Source organism: Rubellimicrobium thermophilum DSM 16684, assembly GCF_000442315.1.
GTDB classification, from domain to species: Bacteria; Pseudomonadota; Alphaproteobacteria; order Rhodobacterales; family Rhodobacteraceae; genus Rubellimicrobium; species Rubellimicrobium thermophilum.
The window spans coordinates 276,097-295,052 of record NZ_KE557322.1 but is presented as its reverse complement, the minus strand read 5'-3'; the positions used below and the strand labels follow the sequence as shown (position 1 = coordinate 295,052).

Here is an 18,956-nt window from a genome sequence, read left to right as displayed (position 1 = left end):
CCGACACCCCCTGTCGTGCCGACGCCGCGTCGGCCCCCCGTAGAGCGCCGATGCCCCTTTCCTTTCAGGCGATCCGCAGCACCAGCTTGCCGATCACCCCCCCCGCCTCGAGCCGTCGATGGGCCTCGGCCGCCTGATCGAGCGGTAGCTCTGCCGCGATCACCGGCGCCAGCCGTCCCTGATCCAACAGCGGCCACACCTCCCGGCGCAGCGATGCCGCAATCGCGGCCTTTTCGGCGACGGAACGGGGGCGCAGGGTCGAGCCCGTGATCGTCAGACGCCTGCGCATGACCAGGCCCAGGTCGCACTCGGCCCGTGCGCCCTGAAGATGGGCGATCTGGACGAGGCGCCCCCCCTCTGCCATGGCCAGCAGATTGCGCCCCAGATAGGCGCCCCCGACCATGCACAGCACGACATCGGCGCCCCCCGCCTCGCGCAGGATGGCGACGAAATCCTCCTGATGGCGGTCGATCCCGCGCTCGGCGCCGAGCCGTTCGCAGGCGGCCACCCGCTCCGGCCCTGCAGCGGTGGCGAAGACGCGCACCCCAAAGGCCCGGGCCAGCTGGATCGCGGTCGTGCCGATACCGGAGGCCCCGCCATGGACCAGAAGGCGCTCCCCTCCCCGCAATCCCGCCTGCAGGAAGACATTGGACCACACGGTGAAGAGCGCCTCGGGCAGGCAGGCAGCCTCGCGCAGGGTCATCCCGGCCGGAACGGGCAGGCAATGGGCCGCCGGAACCACGGCATGTTCGGCATAGCCCCCGCCAGGCAGCAGCGCACAAACCGCATCCCCCGGGGCAAAACCGGCCACCCCCGGCCCCAGGGCGTCCACATATCCCGCCCCTCGACGCCCCGGCAGATCCGAGGCGCCGGGCGGGGGCGCATAAAGTCCGGCGCGCTGGAGCAGGTCGGGCCGGTTCACACCGGCATAGGCCAGACGCAGGCGCAGCTCGCCGGGCCCCGGCTCGGGGATGGGCCGCTCCTGGCAGACCAGCACATCCGGCCCCCCAGGCCGGGCGATCGCCACAGCCCTCATGACGAGGATCCCGGCGGTCCCGGTTGCCTGTCTGACGTTCCCCGCGTCCCCTCCCGCGTTCCCCCCCGGCAGATCGAGCGGCGGCTGGGGGGCGCGGATGCGCCCCAGGATCCAGCCCAGAGGCGCCGCCAGCGGGCGCAGCGCCGGATTGGCCGAAGCCCCGGCCTTCCACTTTTCGAAGGCCATCACCTCGTCGATGCGGCGGTCCACGAAGGCCCGGCTGTGTTCGAGACCCGGGCTGTCATCGCCCAGCCGGTAGAGCACGGCCGAACCCAGCACGGCCGAAAGCGTCGCCCGCTTGGTATACCAGTTGCCATCGCGCGAGGAATCGCCCAGCGCCGTCCAGATCGCATCCGCTGTCTCCCACAGCAGGCGCGCCCCCAGGACGGCATTCTGCGGCAGGGCAAAGAGCGCGACCGACCGGCGCAGGACTTCACGGTCTTCCGTCGCGGCCAGGCGGGCCTTGACGGCATGGGCGATCCGGTCGCGCATCCGCATCCCGGAGAGATCCGCCCCCGCCAGCGCGGCGAGCATCGCGCGATCACCCTCGCGGTGCCAGTCGGCGGCCAGATCGACCGCCCCCCCCGGACAGGCACCGCGCGCCTCGCCCAGGGTCAGCTCTGCGTCGCGCGCAGCCTGGCGGAAGGCCTTGTCGGACCAGCCGTCAAAGGGGACATGGGGCAGGATCGCCCGCAGCAGCGCCCGGCGTGTCGGATCTCCGCGGAACTCCTCGTCTTCGGTCATCCCTGTTCCTCCGCACGGCTGGACAGCGCCGCCCCCCCTTGGTATAGGCCGGCACCTCCCGCATGGACATGCGAAACTCGAACCCGAAAGGTGGTGACAACCCCCATGCAGGTCTCCGTCCGCGACAACAACGTCGATCAGGCGCTCCGCGCGCTCAAGAAGAAGTTGCAGCGCGAAGGAATCTTCCGCGAAATGAAGCTGAAGCAGCATTTCGAGAAGCCGTCCGAGAAGCGCGCCCGCGAGAAGGCCGAGGCGATTCGCCGTCAGCGCAAGCTCGCGCGGAAGAAGGCGCAGCGCGAAGGGCTTCTCTGAAGCCCGCCTGACGATGCGCGGCCGATCAGGGCCCCCGCGGCGCAAGCCCGGGGGTCTTTTCTGTTTTTGCTGTTGTCGGCCGGCCTGTTGCCGCCCGGAACCGCCTGCCTCAGACCGGCAGCAGCCCGGCCATCGCCGCCCCCTCGAGCAGCGAAGACGCGACATGATGGGCATGGGCCCCCTGCGTCGGATGCAGATCGGGGACCTGCACGACCGTGAGCCCCGCCGCATGGGCCGCGCGGGCGCCGGTCTCGCTGTCCTCGAAGGCCAGGGCGCGGGCCGGCGGCACGCCCAGCCGATCGACCGCCAGCAGATAGGCATCGGGCGCCGGCTTGGGGGCGGCCACATCATCGAAGGTCACCACGGTGCGGAAATGCCGCGCCAGGCCGGCCATCCGCAGCTTGTCCTCTGCCGGACCACGGCGCGAGGAGGTGGCCAGCGCCAGCGGGATCCCCGCCGCTGCGATCTGCTCCAGAAGCTCGATCGCGCCGGGCTTGAGGGGGATGCCCTGCGCGAACCGCTCGATGCAGAGACGGTCCCATGCCGCAAGGAAGGCGGAGAGATCGACGGCCGTCCCCACATGCTCGCCGATCAGTTGCACCCGCGTCCGGTCGTCGATGCCGGCCAGACTTTCGAAGAACTCCCCCGAAACGGGCAGGCCCAGGGCCGCGCAGGCCTCGACGCCGGCGGCGTTGCACAGCGATTCGGTGTCGATCAGCGTGCCGTCGAGGTCGAAGACGACAGCATCGTAACGGGATGTCATGGCGGGCTCCGGTCTGCGGGGCGGAGGTAGCCGGCCCTGTCCGCCCTGTCAAAGCCGCAGGCGAAAGCGGTGAAAGCCGCCCGGGGCCGGCCCGATCGGCTCGATCCGCCCGCTCTCCCCGGCCTGACCCTCGGCCTTCGCGCCCGCCCCGAGATGGGCCAGCGCCCCCGGACCGCTGTCGAACCAGGCCGCCGTGCCGGGCATCGGCACGAAATCCCAGTCGGCCCGGCTTTCCCGGCCTGCGGGAACACGGCCAAGGCGGGCGATCACGAGATCGCGGATCGCCGCCGGCGCCGCGCAGACAAGCCGCCCCCCCTTGCCTGCGGTGGCGGCCCGATGGGAACTGGTGGCGACGAGAAAGCGGTCGTCATCCCCCACCGGCCGGCCGGCATGCCGCAGATCGCGGATGCGCCCGCCGCCCCCCGGCCGCGCCCGCCCCTCGGGGTCCGTCGCCGCCTCGCGGGAGAGGTCGATGCGCCAGGACAGGCCATGGATCACCTCGAACTGCCAGGCGGGCCATCGGCGATCGATGAGCGGCTGATCCGTCTCGCCGGGGCAGAGACGATGGAAGACCGCCGCCGACTGCTCGAGTCGCTCGCGCAGGGCGGCCCCTGACATTTCGAGGATACAGAGCGTGTTGAGATGGATGTAGAGGCCGGCCGCCTCGCGCAGGCGCACCGGGCCGGGGGCGATGTCAACATAGTTGAAGGGCCCGCCCCGCCCGCCGGTCCGGAACGGGGCCACCGCCGACAGCAGCGGCAGTTCCGATTCGGGGCGCCCATCGAGGATCGCCTGCGCCGCCTCGCGCTGCGCCTCGGCCACGAAGGCGAGGACAGGATCGGGCCTGACAAGCGCGAAATGGCTCGAGAGCGGCCGCTCTGCCTGCCCCACCACGCGCTCGAGCCGCTCCAGCAGGCGGAGATGACGAGGCCGGGCCACGGCCTCCACCCCCGGATCGGGGGGCAGATCGGGAGGCACGGGCACGGCCTGCACGGCATGACCCGCAAGGCGCCATCCCTCGGCCTGCCGGACCAGATCGAGATCGATCACCCCGACATGACTGCCGTGAAAACCCGGCTGGACGGCGGGGCGCCCCCACAGCGTCCCGGCCTGTGCATCGACCCCGGCCATGCCCTCCCAGCCCGGGCCCGGAAAGACACGATGCGAATGCCCCAGCACCAGCACATCGAGACCCGCCCGCGCCGCCAGCGGCAGGGCGGCATCCTCCGCCCCCGGCTCTCCGGTGTCGGGACCGATCCCCGTATGGCACAGACCGATCACGAGATCCGCCCCGTCCCGCCGCAGCCGCGCCGCCTCGGCATGCGCGGCGGCGGTCATGTCGTCGGCCTTCAGGCCCCCTGCGGCGGCCAGCCCGGCCCAGGCAGCCGTCTGGGGGGGGCAGGACACCCACAAGGCCGATCCGCAACCGGTGCCGCCTGGCCGCTCGGTCCTCCATCTCGCAGGGCAGGATCGTTGAAGGCAGAGCAACGGGCCGGCCCATCCCGTCACACAGATTGGCACAGAGCACCGGAAAGGATGCCCCCGCGAAGGCCCTGCGCAGGACATCCAGGCCCTGGTCGAAGTCATGGTTGCCCAAGGCTGCCGCATCATGGCCCAGCACGGCCATCGCCGCGACGACGGGATGGGGCTCTGGCTCCGCTCCTTCGGCCAGCGGATCGGTCAGCAGGCTCCCCGTGAGCATGTCGCCATTGTCGAGCAGCAGGACGGCAGCCCCCGCTGCCTCGCCCTCGGCGCGCAGCCGCCGGATCAGCGTCCCGGCCTGCGCAAGACCCGTGGCCGGTGCAGGCCGGGCCTCGTAATAGTTCCAGGCCAGCAGATGACCATGGAGATCCGTGGTGGCCAGAAGGCGCAGCCGCACCCGCCCCCTTCCCCTGACCAGTTCGCCATGCCTGTCCCTGTCCCATCACAACCCCCGGTTGCGGGGGCGGCCCGGCGGAGATCTTGCCGCGGCAGACGGAAAAGATAAGGCCACGGCATGACTTTCGTGCAGACTGTGGCATTTCCCGGCATCGCCTTCGGCGCAGGCGGACTTGACCGTGCGGCGCATCTGCGCCGGCAGGATGGCGCCGCAGCGCAAGGGCCGGGCACGCTTCTGCGCTTCTGCGGCGGCGATCCGCTGATGGCGGAAGAGGGTCTGACGCTCTGGCGCGAACGCGTTCCCGGCCGGCCCGAGGGAGCGGTGTTCCTGGGTCTCGAGGGGGGACGTCCGCTGTGGGCGCTCGAGGCCGCCGCCGGCACGCCGGCCCCGGCTGGGACGGTCTGGGCGGGGCTGCGCGGCATCATGTCGCAGCTCCCCGCCCCCGAGGCCGAGGCGGCCGCCACCGCCCGGGCGCTGCTCGGCTGGCATGCGAATCACGGCTTCTGCGCGGCCTGCGGCGCGCCCACCCGCATGGCCGAGGCCGGCTGGCGGCGCGATTGCCCCGCCTGCGGGGCGACGCATTTCCCGCGCACCGATCCGGTTGTCATCATGCTGGTCACGCGCGGCAATGCGGTGCTTCTGGCCCGCAATCCCCTCTGGCCGCCCGGCATGCATTCGCTGCTGGCAGGCTTCATGGAACCGGGCGAGACGGTCGAAGCCGCCGTGCGTCGCGAGGTGCAGGAGGAGGCGGGCGTGCAGGTCGGCCGGGTGGGCTATCTCGCCAGCCAGCCCTGGCCCTTTCCAGCCTCCCTGATGCTCGGGATGCGGGCCGAGGCCCTGACCACCGAGATCGCCATCGACCGCGAGGAGATCGAATCGGCCTCCTGGGTCAGCCGCGAACGCCTGATGGCCGTATTCATGGGGCGCGATCCTGCGATCCGGGCGCCACGTTCGGGCTCCATCGCAGGGGCGATCCTGCGCGAATGGCTTGCCGGCCGGATCGCTCCGGCCCCATAGCTCGGACATTCAGGGAACGCAGCGCATGGACTTCATCCTACGCGTGGACATCGCCGCCCCCGTGGCCCATGTCTTCGCCCAGGCGACCGATTTCGCCGCCTTCGAACGGGAGGCGCTGCGCCGCGGGGCCGTCCTGCGGCGGCTCGACCGGATGCCGCATCCGGGCCCCGGTTCAACCTGGCATGCGGTCTTTCCCTTCCGCGGCCGCGAACGGGAGGTGGAGCTGCGGCTCGACCGGCTCGAGAGCCCGCTTCTGGCCGAAGGCCATTTCCGCGGCCAGAGCTTCCGGGGACGGCTCCGCGCCGAATGCCTCGCGCTTTCGCGGATGACGACGCGGCTGACCCTCAGCCTCACGGTCGAGGGGCAGAACCTGGCCGCGAGGCTCGCGTTGCAATCCCTGCGGCTGGGCCGGGCAAGGATCGAGAAACGGGCGTCTGCGCGCCTTGCCAAATGGCGCACGAGGTCGAAGCGCACTGGCAAGCCCGCCCGGCACAGCCCTAAGAGACCCGGCCCCACGCCGTCCCCCCTCGTCGGCCCGCCCCAGCCCGCCGGCCCGTGCGGCCCGGCCGCGGTCAGCCGTAACGGACGGCGATCACCTCGTAGCTCTTCTCGCCGCCGGGGGTGCGCACCTCGACCGAATCGCCCACCCCCTTGCCGATCAGCGCCCGGGCCAGGGGCGAGCGGATGTTGAGAGTCCCCCCTTCGATATCGGCCTCGTATTCGCCGACGATCTGGTAGGTGCGTTCCTCCTCGCTGTCCTCGTCCACCAGCGTCACGGTGGCGCCGAACTTGATGGGCCCCGAGAGCTTGGCCGGATCGATGACCTCGGCGAGAGAGAGGACACCCTCGAGCTCCTTGATGCGCCCCTCGATGAAGCTCTGCTTTTCCTTGGCCGAATGGTATTCGGCGTTCTCCGAAAGGTCGCCATGGGCGCGCGCCTCGGCGATGGCGGCGATGATCTCGGGCCGATCGACGGACTTCAGGCGCTTGAGCTCCTCCTCGAGCTTCTCGTAGCCCTGACGGGTGAGCGGGATCTTCTCCATCGGTCCTGTTTCCGTTTCCTGCACGGCGGAGGCAGGTTGAAACCCACCCGCAGCCCCGAAGTCAAGAGGAGGCGCGCGGCTTGCGATTGCCCTTCGCCTTGCGACTCTCTAGGTCGGAGAGCGAAGGCGCAAGAGGGAACCGGGATGGCAGAGATCGCGCGCGAGAGCATGGATTACGACCTGGTGATCGTCGGGGCGGGGCCGGCGGGCCTGTCTGCGGCGATCCGGGCCAAACAGGTTGCCCCCGATCTGTCCGTGGTCGTGCTCGAGAAGGGGTCGGAGGTCGGCGCGCATATCCTGTCGGGGGCGTTCTCGATCCGGTGGGCCTCGACCGGCTGCTGCCCGACTGGAAGGCGCGCGGGGCCCCGCTCGATGTGCCGGTGACCGAGGACCGCTTCCATCTGCTGGGGATGGGCGGCTCGATGCGGATCCCCAACCGCATCATGCCGCCGCTCATGAACAATCACGGCAACTACATCGTCTCGATGGGCAATGTCTGCCGCTGGCTGGCGCGGCAGGCCGAGGAGCTGGGGGTCGAGATTTTCCCCGGCATGGCCTGTTCCGCGCTGGTGATGGAGGGCGATCGCGTCGCCGGTGTCGTCGCCGGCGAGATGGGCCTCGTGCCGGGCGAGGACGGCCGCCCCGTCCCCGGCCCCGCCTATGAGCCCGGGATGGAGCTGCGCGGCAAGTATGTCCTGCTCGCCGAAGGGGTGCGCGGCTCGCTCAGCCAGCAGGTCATCGCCCGCTACGGCCTCGCCGAAGGGCGGGAACCGCAGAAATACGGTCTCGGCATGAAGGAGCTCTGGGAGGTGCGCCCGGAGATGCACGCGCCGGGCCGCGTGCTGCACACCATGGGCTGGCCCCTGGGCAAGGGGGCCGGCGGCGGGGGCTTCGTCTATCACCTGAATGACCGGCAGGTCTATGTGGGCTTCGTCGTCCATCTGAACTACCGCAACCCCCATCTCTACCCCTACATGGAGTTCCAGCGCTGGAAGCACCATCCGCTGATCCGCGAGGTGCTCGAGGGCGGCCGGCGCATCGCCTATGGCGCGCGTGCCATCAATGAAGGGGGGTGGCAGTCCCTGCCGCGCCTCGTCTTTCCGGGCGGGGCGCTGCTGGGCTGCTCGGCAGGCATGGTCAATGTCCCCCGCATCAAGGGCAACCACAACGCCATGCTCTCGGGCATCCATGCCGCCGAGGCCGCCGCAGCGGCCATCGCCGCAGGACGCGAAGGCGATCTGCTCGAGGATTACGAGGCCGCCGTGCGCAACGGCGACATCGCCCGCGACCTGCGACCGGTCGCGAATGTCAAGCCGCTGTGGTCGCGCTACGGGCTTCTGGCCTCGCTCGGGGCGGGGGGCTTCGACATGTGGACGCAGACTCTGTTCGGCCGCTCGGTCTTCGGCACGCTGCGCCACGGCAAGACCGATGCCGCCAGCACCGAACCGGCCGCCCGGCACCCGAAGATCGACTATCCCAGACCGGACGGCGTCATCTCCTTCGACCGGCTGACCAATGTCGCCTTCTCCGGCACCAATCACGAGGAGAGCCAGCCCCCCCATCTGCGGCTCAAGGACCCGACCGTGCCGATCCGGGTCAATCTGCCCGTCTATGACGAACCCGCCCAGCGCTATTGCCCGGCCGGAGTCTACGAGGTCGTCCAGGAGGCCGGCGAGCCGCGCTTCCGCATCAACTTCCAGAACTGCGTCCACTGCAAGACCTGCGACATCAAGGACCCCTCGCAGAACATCGTCTGGACAGTGCCACAAGGCGGAGACGGGCCGAACTATCCCAACATGTGACGCCCCTCCCCCGCGTCCGGGCCCCTCCTGTCCTGCGAAATCCCGCCGGGCAGGGGGACGGGGCCGCCACGCGGTTGCAGCGCCGGCGCAGCAGGCCTAACGATTCCGACGGACAGAAGAGGACCGATCCCTTGCCCGTCATGCCGGCCTGCTGGCGTCCCTGCACCCTTGCGGCAGTCCTGCGGATCGCCGCAGTCCTGCTGCCTGCCGGCGCGGCCGCCGAGGCGCCGGCGGGGGATTATCTTGCAGCCCGCGCAGCCCTGGCCGCGCATGACCACGCCGCGGCCGCGCCGATCATCGCCCGCGCGCTCGAGGCCGACCCGACGAATCCCATGCTTCTGGAGGGGGCCGTCGTCGCCGCCCTCGCACTCGGCGATCCTGATGCCGCCGCCGAAGCCGCCACCGCACTGGCCGAGGCCGGCATCGCCAGCCCGCCCGCCCGCCTTGCCACCCTGACGCGGCGTGTCCGCGACGGCGACTGGCAGGGGCTTCTGTTCGAGATCGAGGCCGGGCGCGGCGCCGGACCGCTGCTCGACGGGCTGGCCCAAGGCTGGGCCCGGCTCGGCCAGGGCGATCTCCCGGCCGCCCTCGCTGCCTTCGACACCATGGCCCGGCAGGACGGTCTTGCCGCCTTCGCCCTGACGCACAAGGCCCTTGCGATGGCCGCCTCGGGCGACCGGGAGGGGGCCGTTGCGCTGCTGTCGGATCTGGACGGCCGCGGTCCGGCTCGCGCCCGCCGCAGCCTGATCGCCCTGGCCGAACTGCTGGGCGGGTTGGGCCGTCAGGCCGAGGCCGTGACCCTTCTCGACGAGACGCTGGGCCGGGATCTCGACCCCACCCTTGCGGATCTGCGCGCCCGTCTTGCCGCGGGCGAGGCGATCCCCTTCACGGTGGCCCCGGACGCCACGGCCGGCCTTGCCGAAGGGCTCTACGGCATTGCGGCCATCGCCGCCGAAGGCGATCCGCTGACTGCGCTGCTCTATGCCCGGGCGGCGCTGGTTCTGCGCCCTTCCCATGCCGATGCCGCGCTGCTGGCGGGGCAGGCGCTCGAACAGCTCGGCCAGCCCGAGGCGGCCCGTGCCGCCTATGCCCTGGTGGATCCGGCCGATCCGGCCTTCCTGACCGCCGAGATGAGCCGCGCGGCCAGCCTGCGCCGCTCGGGGCAGGGCGAACTGGCCGCCGAGATCCTCCAGAGCCTTGCCCGCGCCCATCCCGGCCAACCCGAACTGGAGACGACGCTGGGCGACACGCTGCGCACGCTGTCGCGTTTTGCCGAGGCCGAGGCCGCCTATGACCGCGCCATCGCCGCCCATGCCGAAGAGGACGGCCCGCTCTGGTTCGTCCACTATGTCCGCGCCATCGCCCGACAGGCCCAGGACAACTGGGCCGGAGCCGAGGCCGATCTGCGCCGCGCGCTGGAGCTGCGCCCCGGCCAGCCGCAGCTGCTCAACCATCTGGGCTATTCGCTCGTCGAGCGGGGCGAATCGCTCGAGGAGGCGCTGGCCATGATCGAGGAGGCCGTCGCGGCCGAGCCGCGCAACGGCGCCATCGTGGACAGCCTCGGCTGGGCCTTCTTCAAGCTCGGCCGCTACCCGGAGGCGGTGAGGGAACTCGAACGCGCGGCCGAACTTCTGCCTCTCGATCCGGTCATCAATGATCATCTGGGCGATGCCTACTGGAAGGTGGGCCGCCTGCGCGAGGCCCGTTTCCAGTGGCGGCGCGCGCTGAGCTTCGACCCCGAGCCCACGGAGGCCGAGCGCATCCGGCGCAAGCTGGAGCAGGGGCTCGATGCGGTGGAGGCCGCCGGGACGGAGGACGGACAGGATGGCGCGCCCACCCCGGTCGCGGAGGGCATGCAGGGTGGATAGGGGATTCGCACCAGCCAAGATCAACCTCGCGCTCCATGTCACCGGGCGACGCGCGGACGGCTATCACGATCTCGACAGTCTCGTGGTCTTTGCCGGGGCGGGTGACCAGCTCACGGTGCTGCCGGCGACCACCCTGTCGCTGAGCGTCACGGGGCCCTTCGCAGAGGGCGTGCCCGCGGGCGAAGACAATCTCGTGCTGCGGGCGGCCCGCGCGCTCGCCAGGGCTCGACAGGTGGAGAAGGGGGCCACGATCCGCCTGGCCAAGATGCTGCCGCATGCCGCGGGGATCGGCTCGGCCTCGGCCGATGCGGCCGCCGCCATCCGCCTGCTGGCCAGCTTCTGGGGGGTGGAGCCTCTTGCCCCCGACGATCCCGAGGTGCTCGCCCTGGGATCCGACGTGCCGGCCTGCCTGATGGCGCCGCGCCCGCTGCGGATGCGCGGGCGGGGCGAAGCGATCGAGCCCCTCCCCCCGCTGCCCGCCTGCGGGCTCGTGCTCGTCAATCCCGGGGTGCCGGTTCCCACGGCGGCGGTCTTTGCCGCGCTCGGCCCGGCCGCAGGCGATCCGCTGCCCCCCCTGCCCGAAGCGCCCGATGCCGAAGGCCTGGCGGCCTGGATCGGACAGACCCGCAACGACCTGCAACCCCCGGCCGAGACGCTTGCCCCGCCGGTGACCGAGGCGCTGGCCCTGCTGCGCCGCCAGCCTGGCGTGCTCGCCGCCACGATGTCCGGCTCGGGCGGGACCTGCGTCGGCATCACGCGCGACATCGGAACGGCCCGGCGGGCCGCCCGCGCGCTCCAGATCGCCCGGCAGGGCTGGTGGGTGGCCCCGGCCCCTCTGCTCGCCGCCTGAAGAGGCCCTCAGGCCGTCCGCGTCACCACGAAATCGGCCAGATCGGTCAGGATCCGGCGCAGCGGATGATCCGGCAGCGCGGCCAGCGCGGCCTTGGCACGCCCGGCCCAGGCGAGGGCCTCGGCCCGGGTCGAGGCCAGCGCGCCATGGCGCTCCATCAGGGCGCGGGCCTGCGCCACATCGCCGTCCGCCAGCTCCCCCCGTCCGAGGACCCGGCGCCAGAAGAGGCGCTCCTCCTCGTCGGCGGCGGCAAGGGCGCGGATCACGGGCAGGGTCATCTTGCCTTCGCGCAGATCGTCGCCGCGGTTCTTGCCGATCCCCGCATCTCCTTCGATGTCGAGAAGGTCATCGGCGATCTGGAAGGCAATGCCCAGCGCATCGCCATAGCGCCGCAGGGCCTCTTCCCGGGCCGCATCCGCCCCGGCGACGACGGCACCCGCCTGCGTGGCCGCGGCAAAAAGGGCAGCCGTCTTGCCCCGCGCGATGCGCAGATAGGTCGCCTCGGTCGTTCCCAGATCGCGCGCCGCCGCCAGCTGGAGCACTTCGCCCTCGGCGATCGTGGCCGAGGCCGCCGACAGCAGGTCCAGCACCCGCAGCGACCCCACCTCCACCATGATCTGGAAGCTGCGGGCGAAGAGATAGTCCCCCACCAGAACCGAACTCTGATTGTCCCAGAGAAGATTGGCCGTGGGCCGCCCGCGGCGCTGCCGCGATTCGTCCACCACATCGTCATGCAGCAGCGTCGCGGTATGGATGAATTCGACCACCGCGCCAAGCTGCACGGCCTTCTGAAGCGCTGCCCCCTCGGCCCCGAGCAACCGCGCCGCCGCCAGCACGAGCATCGGCCGCAGCCGCTTGCCGCCGGCCTCGATCAGATGGGCGGTCACGGCCGGGATGCGCGGGGCGGCATCGGATTGCATCCGCTCGCGAATCAGGGCCGCCACCCGCTCCATATCCCCCCCGAGCGCATGCGCGAGGCGGTCGAGCGGCTTGGCAGCGGGGTTGTCCAGGCTCATCGGGCGGGGCTCCGGCGCGTTCTCGACAAGGGCATGCGAAGGCGGATACCCTCTGCGGCGTGCACGAGATCCTGCGGACCACCGATCCCACCGTGATGGCCTTCGCCACCGCCCTGCTGCGCGGCGAGGGTATAGACTGCTTCCCCCTCGACCACAACATGAGCGTCCTCGAGGGATCGATCGGCATCCTCCCCCGGCGGCTGATGGTGCGCCGGGCCGATGCGGCGGCGGCGATCGCCATCCTCGAGGACAACGGCATCGACCGTGGATACTGAGGCCCGCCCCGTCATCCTGCCCGACCCCTGCCCCCAGCCCTGCCCCGGCCCGCTCACCGATGATGCGTTTCTCGGGGGGCGGCTGCGCCTGTGGCAGCCCGCGCGCGGCTATCGGGCCGGAATGGATGCCCTGCTCCTGGCCGCGGCGGTGCCGGCCCGTCCGGGCGAGACGGTCCTCGATCTGGGCTGCGGGACAGGGGCGGCGGCGCTCGCGCTGGGGGCGCGCGTGGGGGGGCTCCGCCTCACCGGGCTCGAGCTGCAGCCGCCCTATGCGGCCCTGGCGCGCGCCAATGCCCGGCGCAACGGGATCGCCCTCGAGGTGATGGAGGGCGATGTCGCCGATCCGCCCGCCGCCCTGCGGGGGCGGAGCTTCGATCATGTGATGATGAACCCCCCCTTCTTCGACCGCGAGGCCGGCACAAGGGCGGCCGATGCCGGGCGCGAGCTTGCCCATGGCCAGCCCACCCCGATCGCGGTCTGGGCAGCCCTCGCCGCACGGCGCCTGCGGCCGGGGGGCTGGCTTGTGGCGATCCACCGGGCCGAGGCGCTCCCCGCGCTGCTGGCGGCGCTGCCGGCGACGATGCACCCGGAGGCCCTGCGTCCGGTGACCCCGCGCGAGGGGAGGCCGGCGCGCAATCTCCTGCTGCTGGCCCGCAAGGGGGGCGCGCGCCCTTCCGCCTGCTGGCGCCGCTTGTCCTGCATGCCGCGCCCCGCCATGCGCAGGATGGCGAGGACCTCACGCCGCAGGCTCATGCCCTGTTCCGCGATGCGGCCGCGCTGGACTGGGATCAGGCCGTCCCCCGCGCATCGCCCGGCAAGAGGCTGCCTTCCGCTGCCGGCCCTCTTCCGGCGCGTGACAGAAGCCCCCATCTGTGATGGACTGAGTCCACGCGCTCTAGCACAGGAGGACGCCACCCATGAGCCTGCAAGCCCATCTGGAGGAACTTCGCAGGAAGCATCAGGCCCTGTCCGAGGCGGTGGAGGCGGAACAGCGAAGGCCCGGATCGAACGATCTGGAGATTGCGCGGCTCAAGAAGCAGAAGCTTCAGCTCAAGGAGGAGATCACCCGGCTTTCGGCGCACTGACGCGCCGCCCGGCCAGGGCTGCGACCGCCGCTCCGCATGCCACGAGAGCGGCGGCCAGCACGAGCCTTCCGGTGGCCGGGGCTGCCCCCGCGGCCACCAGGGCCGCCGTGGACAGGATCGGCGCGGCATAGGACGCGGTGCCCAGAAGCTGGATGTCGCCCCGCTTCATCCCGTGATCCCAGAGGAAGAAGGCCGCGCCCACGGGCCCCAGGCCAAGCAGGGCCAGCGCCGCCCAGCCGGCGGCGCCCACGGGCCAGGCCGGATCCTCGAAGAGAAGATGCGCCAGCAGCGACAGGAGCGCCGATCCCCCGCAATAGACGGTCACCGCCGCCGTGGGCCAGCGCCCGAGCGCGCGCGAGCCCACCGAATAGACCGACCAGGTCAGGGCACAGCCGAAGGCCAGCAGCAGGCCCAGGGGCCGGTTCGTGGCCTCGGCCTCGCCCAGCCCGCCCGAGACGATCAGGGCCGCCCCGGCAAAGGCCATCGCCGCCCCGATCAGATGCCCGGCGCGGAGCCGCTCGCCCGGCAGGAGGCCCGAGAACAGCACGATCAGAAGCGGCCAGAGATAGGCCACAAGCCCCGCCTCGGCCGGCGGGGCGAGGCGCAGGGCCGAGAAATAAAGCAGGTGATAGCCGAACAGACCGGCGATGCCAAAGGCATGCACGCGCAGCGGCACGCGCCGCAGATCGGCCAGCGTGCCCGTGGCCAGCCCCCAGATCGCCCCCACGACCGTGGCGATGCCGAAGCAGAGCGCATTGAGAAGCAGCGGCGGCACCGGCGCGGTGCGCACCGTCAGCAGCGCCAGCAGCGACCACAGCAGGATGGCCACCGCCCCCCATGCGGTGGCCGCCATCCGTCCGCCCATCGCGCTTCAGGCCACCAGACGGGCGCGGATGAGCTGCTCGAGCTTCAGGGCATCGGCATGGAAGTTGCGGATCCCCTCGGCGAGCTTTTCTGTCGCCATCGCATCCTCGTTGAGCTGCCAGCGGAATTCGGCCTCGGGCAGGGGCTCGGCCCGGCCTTCGGCCGCGCCGGGGGACAGGCGGCGGGGCAGTTCGCCCTCCTCGGCGGCCAGCTTCTCCATCAGCTCGGGCGAGATCGTCAGCCGGTCGCAGCCGGCCAGCGCCTCGATCTGGCCGGTATTGCGGAAGGAGGCCCCCATCACCACGGTGGTGATGCCATGCCGCTTGTAGTGGTCATAGATGCGGCGCACCGATTGCACGCCCGGATCCTCGTCGGGCGTGTAGGTGCGCCCTTCCTTCTTCGACCACCAGTCGGTGATCCTCCCCACGAAGGGCGAGATGAGGAACACCCCCGCATCCGCGCAGGCCCGCGCCTGCGCCATCGAGAAGAGAAGCGTGAGGTTGCAGTTGATCCCCTCGCGTTCGAGCCGCTCGGCGGCGCGGATCCCTTCCCAGGTGGAGGCCAGCTTGATCAGCACGCGGTCCGGGCCGACGCCCTGCCGGCCATAAGCCTCGATGATGGCGCGCGCCCGGCGGATCGACCCTTCGGTGTCGAAGGACAGGCGGGCATCCACCTCGGTGCTGACGCGGCCCGGCACGATCCCGGCCAGCTCCACGCCCAGACCCACCGTGAGCGCGAGCGCGATGGCCGCGACGGGATCCTCGGCCTGGCGTCCCTCGGCCACGGCACGGGCGATGCGATCCTCCATCGCCGGGTTGGAAAGAGCCTTGAGAACCAGCGAAGGGTTGGTCGTGCAGTCCTGCGGCTTCAGCCGCCTCACCGCATCGAGATCGCCGGTATCGGCGACCACCACGGTCATCGCGCGGAGCTGGTCGAGCTTGCTCGTCATGGCGGCCTCCCTCTGGGCTGGTGTCCCCTTCTACCGCCTCTCCGCAGGGGCGCAAGCCGGGCAGGATGTTTCACGTGAAACGTTCCTGCCTCTCCCCCCTGCCTCTCTCTTGCACCTGCCGTGCCCGCGCGCGACAGAAGACGCCGGGAGGGCCCCCGCCTTGGACAACACCGCATTCCACGATCCCTCGACTCTCGCCGTGATGATGATCGCGGCGGCCGTCACGGGCCTGGCCAAGGGCGGCCTGGCGGGAGTGGGGGTGGCGTCCGTTCCGCTGCTCGCGCTGGTGCTGCCCCCCGTACAGGCCGCGGGCATCCTTCTTCCCGTCCTCTGCGTCACGGATCTGGCGGCCCTGCGCGCCTGGTGGGGTCAGTGGCACCGACGGACGCTCCGGCTCATGCTGCCGGGGGCGATGGCGGGGATCGGCGTGGGCTGGCTCACGGCGGCCCAGGTCTCCGACGACGCGGTGCGGCTGATCGTCGGCGGCATCGCGCTGGCCTTCGTCGCCCGCTGGCTCTGGCAGCGACGCGGCGGCCGGACGGCCCCGATCCGCCCGGAATCGCCCCCGCGCGCCGGCCTCTGGGGTGCCATCGCCGGCTACACGAGCTTCGTGGCCCATGCCGGCGGTCCCCCCTTCTCGGTCTATGCGCTGCCGCTCGGGCTGGCGCCGGCGGTCCTCACCAGCACCTCGGTCGCCTTCTTCGCGGCGGTCAACTACGTCAAGCTGATCCCCTATTTCGCCCTCGGCCAGTTCGACGGGACCAATCTCGCCGCCTCGGCCCTGATGCTGCCCGTGGCGATCCTGTTCACCGCGCTGGGCGCGGCGTTCATCCGCCGGATGCGGACCGACCTGTTCTATGCCTTCACCTATGCCATGACGGCCCTTGTCGGCCTCAAGCTGATCCGGGACGGGCTGGCGGGGCTGTGAGGGAACCCCCCGTTGCCCCGGCCACGAACGCATGCGATAGGCGGCCCATACCCACAGGGGGGGGAGAGCCGCCATGCCCATCCGGACCGTCGTCTGGGGCGAGAATGTCCACGAGCAGACCAACAGGACGGTCGCCGCCCTCTATCCCGGGGGCATGCACCGCGCCATCGCCGACGCGCTCAACGCCGATGCAGGGATCTCTGCCACGACCGCCACGCTGCAGGAGCCCGAACACGGCCTGCCCGCCGCGCGCCTGGCGGAGACGGATGTGCTGCTCTGGTGGGGGCATGCCGCCCATGACAAGGTGGATGATGCCGTGGTCGCCCGCGTGGTCGAGGCGGTCTGGGCCGGCATGGGGCTGATCGTCCTCCATTCAGGCCATTTCTCCAAGGTCTTCAAGCGCCTGATGGGCACCCCCTGCAACCTCTCCTGGCGCGAGGCCGGCGAGCGTGAGCGCATCTGGCTCGCCTCCCGCGCCCATCCGATCGCCCGCGGCCTGCCCGATCACTTCGAGATCGAGATGGAGGAGATGTATGGCGAACCCTTCGGCATCCCCGAGCCGATGGAGACGGTCTTCCTCTCCTGGTTCCAGGGGGGCGAGGTGTTCCGCTCGGGCGTGACCTGGCGGCGCGGGGCGGGAAACATCTTCTATTTCCGCCCCGGCCACGAGACCTATCCGACCTATCACAATCCGCTTGTCCAACAGGTTCTCCGCAATGCGGTGCACTGGGCGCACAACCCCGCCCCCCGCATCGCCGATGCGACCGCCGCGCCGAACAGACCTGTGGGCGAGGCCCTCGAACCCCTGACCGAACGCGGCGGCAAGCTCCATCAGCCCGGCGAGGAGGGCTTCCGGTGACGACCGAAACCGACCGCCCGGCCGCCGCGCCGGCCATCCCGGCCGGGGCCGAGGCCCCGTCCCTGCCGATCAGACCGGTCACCACCGGCCTGCCGGTCCCCGCCACCGCGGCCCGCCCCGTCCGCCTTCTGATGGTAGGCACCGGCAACATGGGGGGGCTGCAGGCTCGCGGCTTTGCTGCCGTCGAGGGGGTACAGATCGTCGCCTCGGTGGACACCCATGACGAACGGCGCGAGGCCTTCAACCGCGAACACGGGATCCCCCGCGGCTTTGCGTCGATCCAGCAGGCGCTCGACTGGGGCGAATTCGATGCGGTGACGAACATCACCCCCGATGCCGTCCATTACGTCACCACGATGCCCTTCCTGCGCGCGGGCAAGCATGTGCTCTGCGAAAAGCCGCTTGCCGCTAATTATCCCCATGCCCATGAGATGGCCGAGGCGGCCGCCCTGGCCGGCGTGGTCAACATGGTCAACCTCACCTATCGCAATGTCGCCGCCATCAACGAGGCCGCCCGCCTCGTCGCTGAAGGGGCGATCGGCGAGGTGCGGCATTTCGAGGCCTCCTATCTCCAGTCCTGGCTGACCCAGCCGGCCTGGGGCGAATGGTCCGCCTCGCCCACCTGGCTGTGGCGTCTCTCCAAGGGACACGGGTCGATGGGCGTGCTGGGGGATGTGGGGGTGCATATCCTCGACTTCGCGACCTTCGCGGCCGGCTCGATGCCGACCCATGTGTCCTGTCGGCTCGCCACCTTCGACAAGGCGCCCGGCGGACGGATCGGGGAATATGTCCTCGATGCCAACGATTCGGCCGTCATGCATCTGCGGCTTGCCAATGGCGCAACGGGCGTCATGCATGCCACGCGCTATGCCACCGGCCATCTCAACGACCTGACGCTCAAGATCTTCGGCACGAAGGGGGGGCTCGAGGTGCGGGGCAGCAACAACTACAGCGCCCTGCGCGGCTCGCTGGGAGAGGACATCCTGACCGGAACCTGGTGCGATCTCGATGCGCCCCCCGTGCCCACGAACTATGCCCGCTTCATTGCGGCCATCCGCTCGGGCACGCCGGTGATGCCGGATTTCGCCCGCGGTGCCGCCCTGCAGAAGGTCCTCGACCTCGCGATCGCCTCGGACGAGGCCCGCTCGCTCGACATGGCCGTGTAGGGCGCCAATCCGGCTTCCCCCAACCTGTCCCCTGCGCTAGCTTCGCTCCATCGCCGGGGGGGGTCCCATGCGCATCACCGTGGAGTTCGAGCGGGGAGAAGCGCCGCTGGCCGATCATGCCTCGGGCCGCGGCCCGGTCACCGTCGGCTGGTGCCTGACGGAACAGAAGGGCGGCATCATCTATGCCCCGCCCGAGCGCGTCCGCTCGGCCGATCTCAACCGCCGCCATGCCAAGTCCGCCTCGCGCTGTCCGGCGGTCATCAATCTCGAATCGCGCCATTTCCTGATCCGCTGCCCCTTCGACATCCATGTCGGCTTCGCCCGCGACGGGCAGGGCCGGCCGGTGCTGCGCAACCTCGCCGGAGAGGCCTCGGCCATCCGCGCCTCCAAGCTGGGCGAGAAGCTCCATCTCACGAACGAGGTGGAATGGCGCCATCCCGGCGTCCCGACGATCCAGCTCGCCCTGCCCTATCTCTTCGTCGCCGACGAGCCGGTCTAGG

Annotated in this window: 17 protein-coding genes and 3 pseudogenes; 12 read left to right on the top strand and 8 right to left on the bottom strand. The window is 71.2% G+C overall.

Annotated elements, in window-relative coordinates; all coding sequences use genetic code 11:
* Positions 1-64: 64 nt before the first annotated feature.
* Together RUTHE_RS17620 and RUTHE_RS17615 are read right to left on the bottom strand one after the other, a co-directional pair.
* Positions 65-1,036 (bottom strand): NAD(P)H-quinone oxidoreductase, encoded by a 972-nt coding sequence (locus RUTHE_RS17620; protein WP_040645824.1) that lies wholly within the window; start codon positions 1,034-1,036, stop codon positions 65-67.
* 171 nt (positions 1,037-1,207) lie between these two features.
* A pseudogene (locus tag RUTHE_RS17615) lies at positions 1,208-1,780 on the bottom strand (COQ9 family protein); the annotation flags it as partial.
* A 105-nt stretch (positions 1,781-1,885) separates the two neighbouring features.
* Between RUTHE_RS17615 and rpsU the strand changes: the two are divergent.
* The gene (gene rpsU / locus RUTHE_RS11020; protein WP_021098497.1) at positions 1,886-2,092 is read left to right on the top strand and encodes a 30S ribosomal protein S21; all 207 of its coding nucleotides are present in this window, start codon (positions 1,886-1,888) and stop codon (positions 2,090-2,092) included.
* A gap of 109 nt (positions 2,093-2,201) precedes the next feature.
* Here the strand turns inward: rpsU and RUTHE_RS11015 are convergent, their stop codons facing one another.
* Both RUTHE_RS11015 and RUTHE_RS11010 read right to left on the bottom strand, forming a co-directional pair.
* Positions 2,202-2,855: an HAD family hydrolase gene (locus RUTHE_RS11015; RefSeq protein ID WP_021098496.1), complete on the bottom strand. Its 654-nt coding sequence runs from the start codon at positions 2,853-2,855 to the stop codon at positions 2,202-2,204.
* Between the two features lie 48 nt (positions 2,856-2,903).
* Positions 2,904-4,193, bottom strand: a complete 1,290-nt coding sequence (locus RUTHE_RS11010; RefSeq protein ID WP_211217750.1) for a 5'-nucleotidase C-terminal domain-containing protein — start codon at positions 4,191-4,193, stop codon at positions 2,904-2,906.
* A 658-nt stretch (positions 4,194-4,851) separates the two neighbouring features.
* On the opposite strand from RUTHE_RS11010, the gene nudC reads away from it, so the two are divergent.
* Positions 4,852-5,751, top strand: coding sequence for an NAD(+) diphosphatase (gene nudC, locus RUTHE_RS11005; protein WP_021098494.1), 900 nt, complete (start codon positions 4,852-4,854; stop codon positions 5,749-5,751).
* Positions 5,752-6,323: 572 nt separating this feature from the next.
* On the opposite strand, the gene greA is transcribed toward nudC, so the two are convergent.
* On the bottom strand, positions 6,324-6,794 hold the full coding sequence (gene greA / locus RUTHE_RS11000; protein ID WP_021098492.1) for a transcription elongation factor GreA: 471 nt from the start codon (positions 6,792-6,794) through the stop codon (positions 6,324-6,326).
* Positions 6,795-6,938: 144 nt separating this feature from the next.
* Between greA and RUTHE_RS10995 the strand changes: the two are divergent.
* The 3 genes and pseudogenes from RUTHE_RS10995 to RUTHE_RS10985 all read left to right on the top strand — a co-directional run bounded on the left by RUTHE_RS10995 (position 6,939) and on the right by RUTHE_RS10985 (position 11,314).
* Positions 6,939-8,596 (top strand): annotated as a pseudogene (locus RUTHE_RS10995) (electron transfer flavoprotein-ubiquinone oxidoreductase).
* 140 nt (positions 8,597-8,736) lie between these two features.
* Positions 8,737-10,464 (top strand): tetratricopeptide repeat protein, encoded by a 1,728-nt coding sequence (locus tag RUTHE_RS18025; protein WP_051150445.1) that lies wholly within the window; start codon positions 8,737-8,739, stop codon positions 10,462-10,464.
* On the top strand, positions 10,457-11,314 hold the full coding sequence (locus RUTHE_RS10985) for a 4-(cytidine 5'-diphospho)-2-C-methyl-D-erythritol kinase (RefSeq protein ID WP_021098489.1): 858 nt from the start codon (positions 10,457-10,459) through the stop codon (positions 11,312-11,314). The genes RUTHE_RS18025 and RUTHE_RS10985 overlap by 8 nt, the downstream gene beginning before the upstream one ends.
* Before the next feature lie 8 nt (positions 11,315-11,322).
* Here the strand turns inward: RUTHE_RS10985 and RUTHE_RS10980 are convergent, their stop codons facing one another.
* Positions 11,323-12,330, bottom strand: coding sequence for a polyprenyl synthetase family protein (locus tag RUTHE_RS10980; protein ID WP_021098488.1), 1,008 nt, complete (start codon positions 12,328-12,330; stop codon positions 11,323-11,325).
* A gap of 59 nt (positions 12,331-12,389) precedes the next feature.
* On the opposite strand from RUTHE_RS10980, the gene RUTHE_RS10975 reads away from it, so the two are divergent.
* From RUTHE_RS10975 to RUTHE_RS16120, 3 genes and pseudogenes are all read left to right on the top strand, one after another.
* Complete coding sequence (locus tag RUTHE_RS10975; RefSeq protein ID WP_021098487.1) at positions 12,390-12,605, top strand: putative signal transducing protein; 216 nt, start codon at positions 12,390-12,392, stop codon at positions 12,603-12,605.
* A 13-nt stretch (positions 12,606-12,618) separates the two neighbouring features.
* A pseudogene (locus RUTHE_RS16125) lies at positions 12,619-13,385 on the top strand (tRNA1(Val) (adenine(37)-N6)-methyltransferase); the annotation flags it as partial.
* Between the two features lie 137 nt (positions 13,386-13,522).
* On the top strand, positions 13,523-13,690 hold the full coding sequence (locus RUTHE_RS16120; protein ID WP_021098485.1) for a YdcH family protein: 168 nt from the start codon (positions 13,523-13,525) through the stop codon (positions 13,688-13,690).
* Here the strand turns inward: RUTHE_RS16120 and yddG are convergent.
* Together yddG and tal are read right to left on the bottom strand one after the other, a co-directional pair.
* Positions 13,668-14,543, bottom strand: a complete 876-nt coding sequence (yddG, locus tag RUTHE_RS10965; protein WP_021098484.1) for an aromatic amino acid exporter YddG — start codon at positions 14,541-14,543, stop codon at positions 13,668-13,670. The two genes, RUTHE_RS16120 and yddG, sit on opposite strands and share 23 nt — an antisense overlap.
* An 18-nt stretch (positions 14,544-14,561) precedes the next feature.
* Entirely contained in the window at positions 14,562-15,503 is a 942-nt protein-coding gene (gene tal, locus RUTHE_RS10960) for a transaldolase (RefSeq protein ID WP_021098483.1), read from the bottom strand.
* A 160-nt stretch (positions 15,504-15,663) separates the two neighbouring features.
* On the opposite strand from tal, the gene RUTHE_RS10955 reads away from it, so the two are divergent.
* From RUTHE_RS10955 to RUTHE_RS18375, 4 genes are all read left to right on the top strand, one after another.
* A complete protein-coding gene (locus RUTHE_RS10955; protein WP_021098482.1) occupies positions 15,664-16,431 on the top strand; it encodes a sulfite exporter TauE/SafE family protein in 768 nt (255 codons plus the stop codon).
* Between the two features lie 73 nt (positions 16,432-16,504).
* Positions 16,505-17,290, top strand: a complete 786-nt coding sequence (locus RUTHE_RS10950) for a ThuA domain-containing protein (RefSeq protein ID WP_021098481.1) — start codon at positions 16,505-16,507, stop codon at positions 17,288-17,290.
* The gene (locus RUTHE_RS10945; protein WP_021098480.1) at positions 17,287-18,456 is read left to right on the top strand and encodes a Gfo/Idh/MocA family protein; all 1,170 of its coding nucleotides are present in this window, start codon (positions 17,287-17,289) and stop codon (positions 18,454-18,456) included. The genes RUTHE_RS10950 and RUTHE_RS10945 overlap by 4 nt, the downstream gene beginning before the upstream one ends.
* 67 nt (positions 18,457-18,523) lie before the next feature.
* Positions 18,524-18,955: a hypothetical protein gene (locus RUTHE_RS18375; protein ID WP_021098479.1), complete on the top strand. Its 432-nt coding sequence runs from the start codon at positions 18,524-18,526 to the stop codon at positions 18,953-18,955.
* Position 18,956: the final 1 nt, after the last annotated feature.

What these genes read in the sequence shown, in the direction of transcription:
- RUTHE_RS11010 (WP_211217750.1), bottom strand. Translation starts at nt 4,193, where the DNA reads ATGACCGCCGCCGCGCATGCCGAGGCGGCGCGGCTGCGGCGGGACGGG.
- RUTHE_RS17620 (WP_040645824.1), bottom strand. Translation starts at nt 1,036, where the DNA reads ATGAGGGCTGTGGCGATCGCCCGGCCTGGGGGGCCGGATGTGCTGGTC.
- RUTHE_RS18025 (WP_051150445.1), top strand. Translation starts at nt 8,737, where the DNA reads ATGCCGGCCTGCTGGCGTCCCTGCACCCTTGCGGCAGTCCTGCGGATC.
- RUTHE_RS10950 (WP_021098481.1), top strand. Translation starts at nt 16,505, where the DNA reads ATGCCCATCCGGACCGTCGTCTGGGGCGAGAATGTCCACGAGCAGACC.
- tal (WP_021098483.1), bottom strand. Translation starts at nt 15,503, where the DNA reads ATGACGAGCAAGCTCGACCAGCTCCGCGCGATGACCGTGGTGGTCGCC.
- yddG (WP_021098484.1), bottom strand. Translation starts at nt 14,543, where the DNA reads ATGGCGGCCACCGCATGGGGGGCGGTGGCCATCCTGCTGTGGTCGCTG.
- greA (WP_021098492.1), bottom strand. Translation starts at nt 6,794, where the DNA reads ATGGAGAAGATCCCGCTCACCCGTCAGGGCTACGAGAAGCTCGAGGAG.
- RUTHE_RS18375 (WP_021098479.1), top strand. Translation starts at nt 18,524, where the DNA reads ATGCGCATCACCGTGGAGTTCGAGCGGGGAGAAGCGCCGCTGGCCGAT.
- nudC (WP_021098494.1), top strand. Translation starts at nt 4,852, where the DNA reads ATGACTTTCGTGCAGACTGTGGCATTTCCCGGCATCGCCTTCGGCGCA.
- RUTHE_RS11015 (WP_021098496.1), bottom strand. Translation starts at nt 2,855, where the DNA reads ATGACATCCCGTTACGATGCTGTCGTCTTCGACCTCGACGGCACGCTG.
- rpsU (WP_021098497.1), top strand. Translation starts at nt 1,886, where the DNA reads ATGCAGGTCTCCGTCCGCGACAACAACGTCGATCAGGCGCTCCGCGCG.
- RUTHE_RS16120 (WP_021098485.1), top strand. Translation starts at nt 13,523, where the DNA reads ATGAGCCTGCAAGCCCATCTGGAGGAACTTCGCAGGAAGCATCAGGCC.
- RUTHE_RS10980 (WP_021098488.1), bottom strand. Translation starts at nt 12,330, where the DNA reads ATGAGCCTGGACAACCCCGCTGCCAAGCCGCTCGACCGCCTCGCGCAT.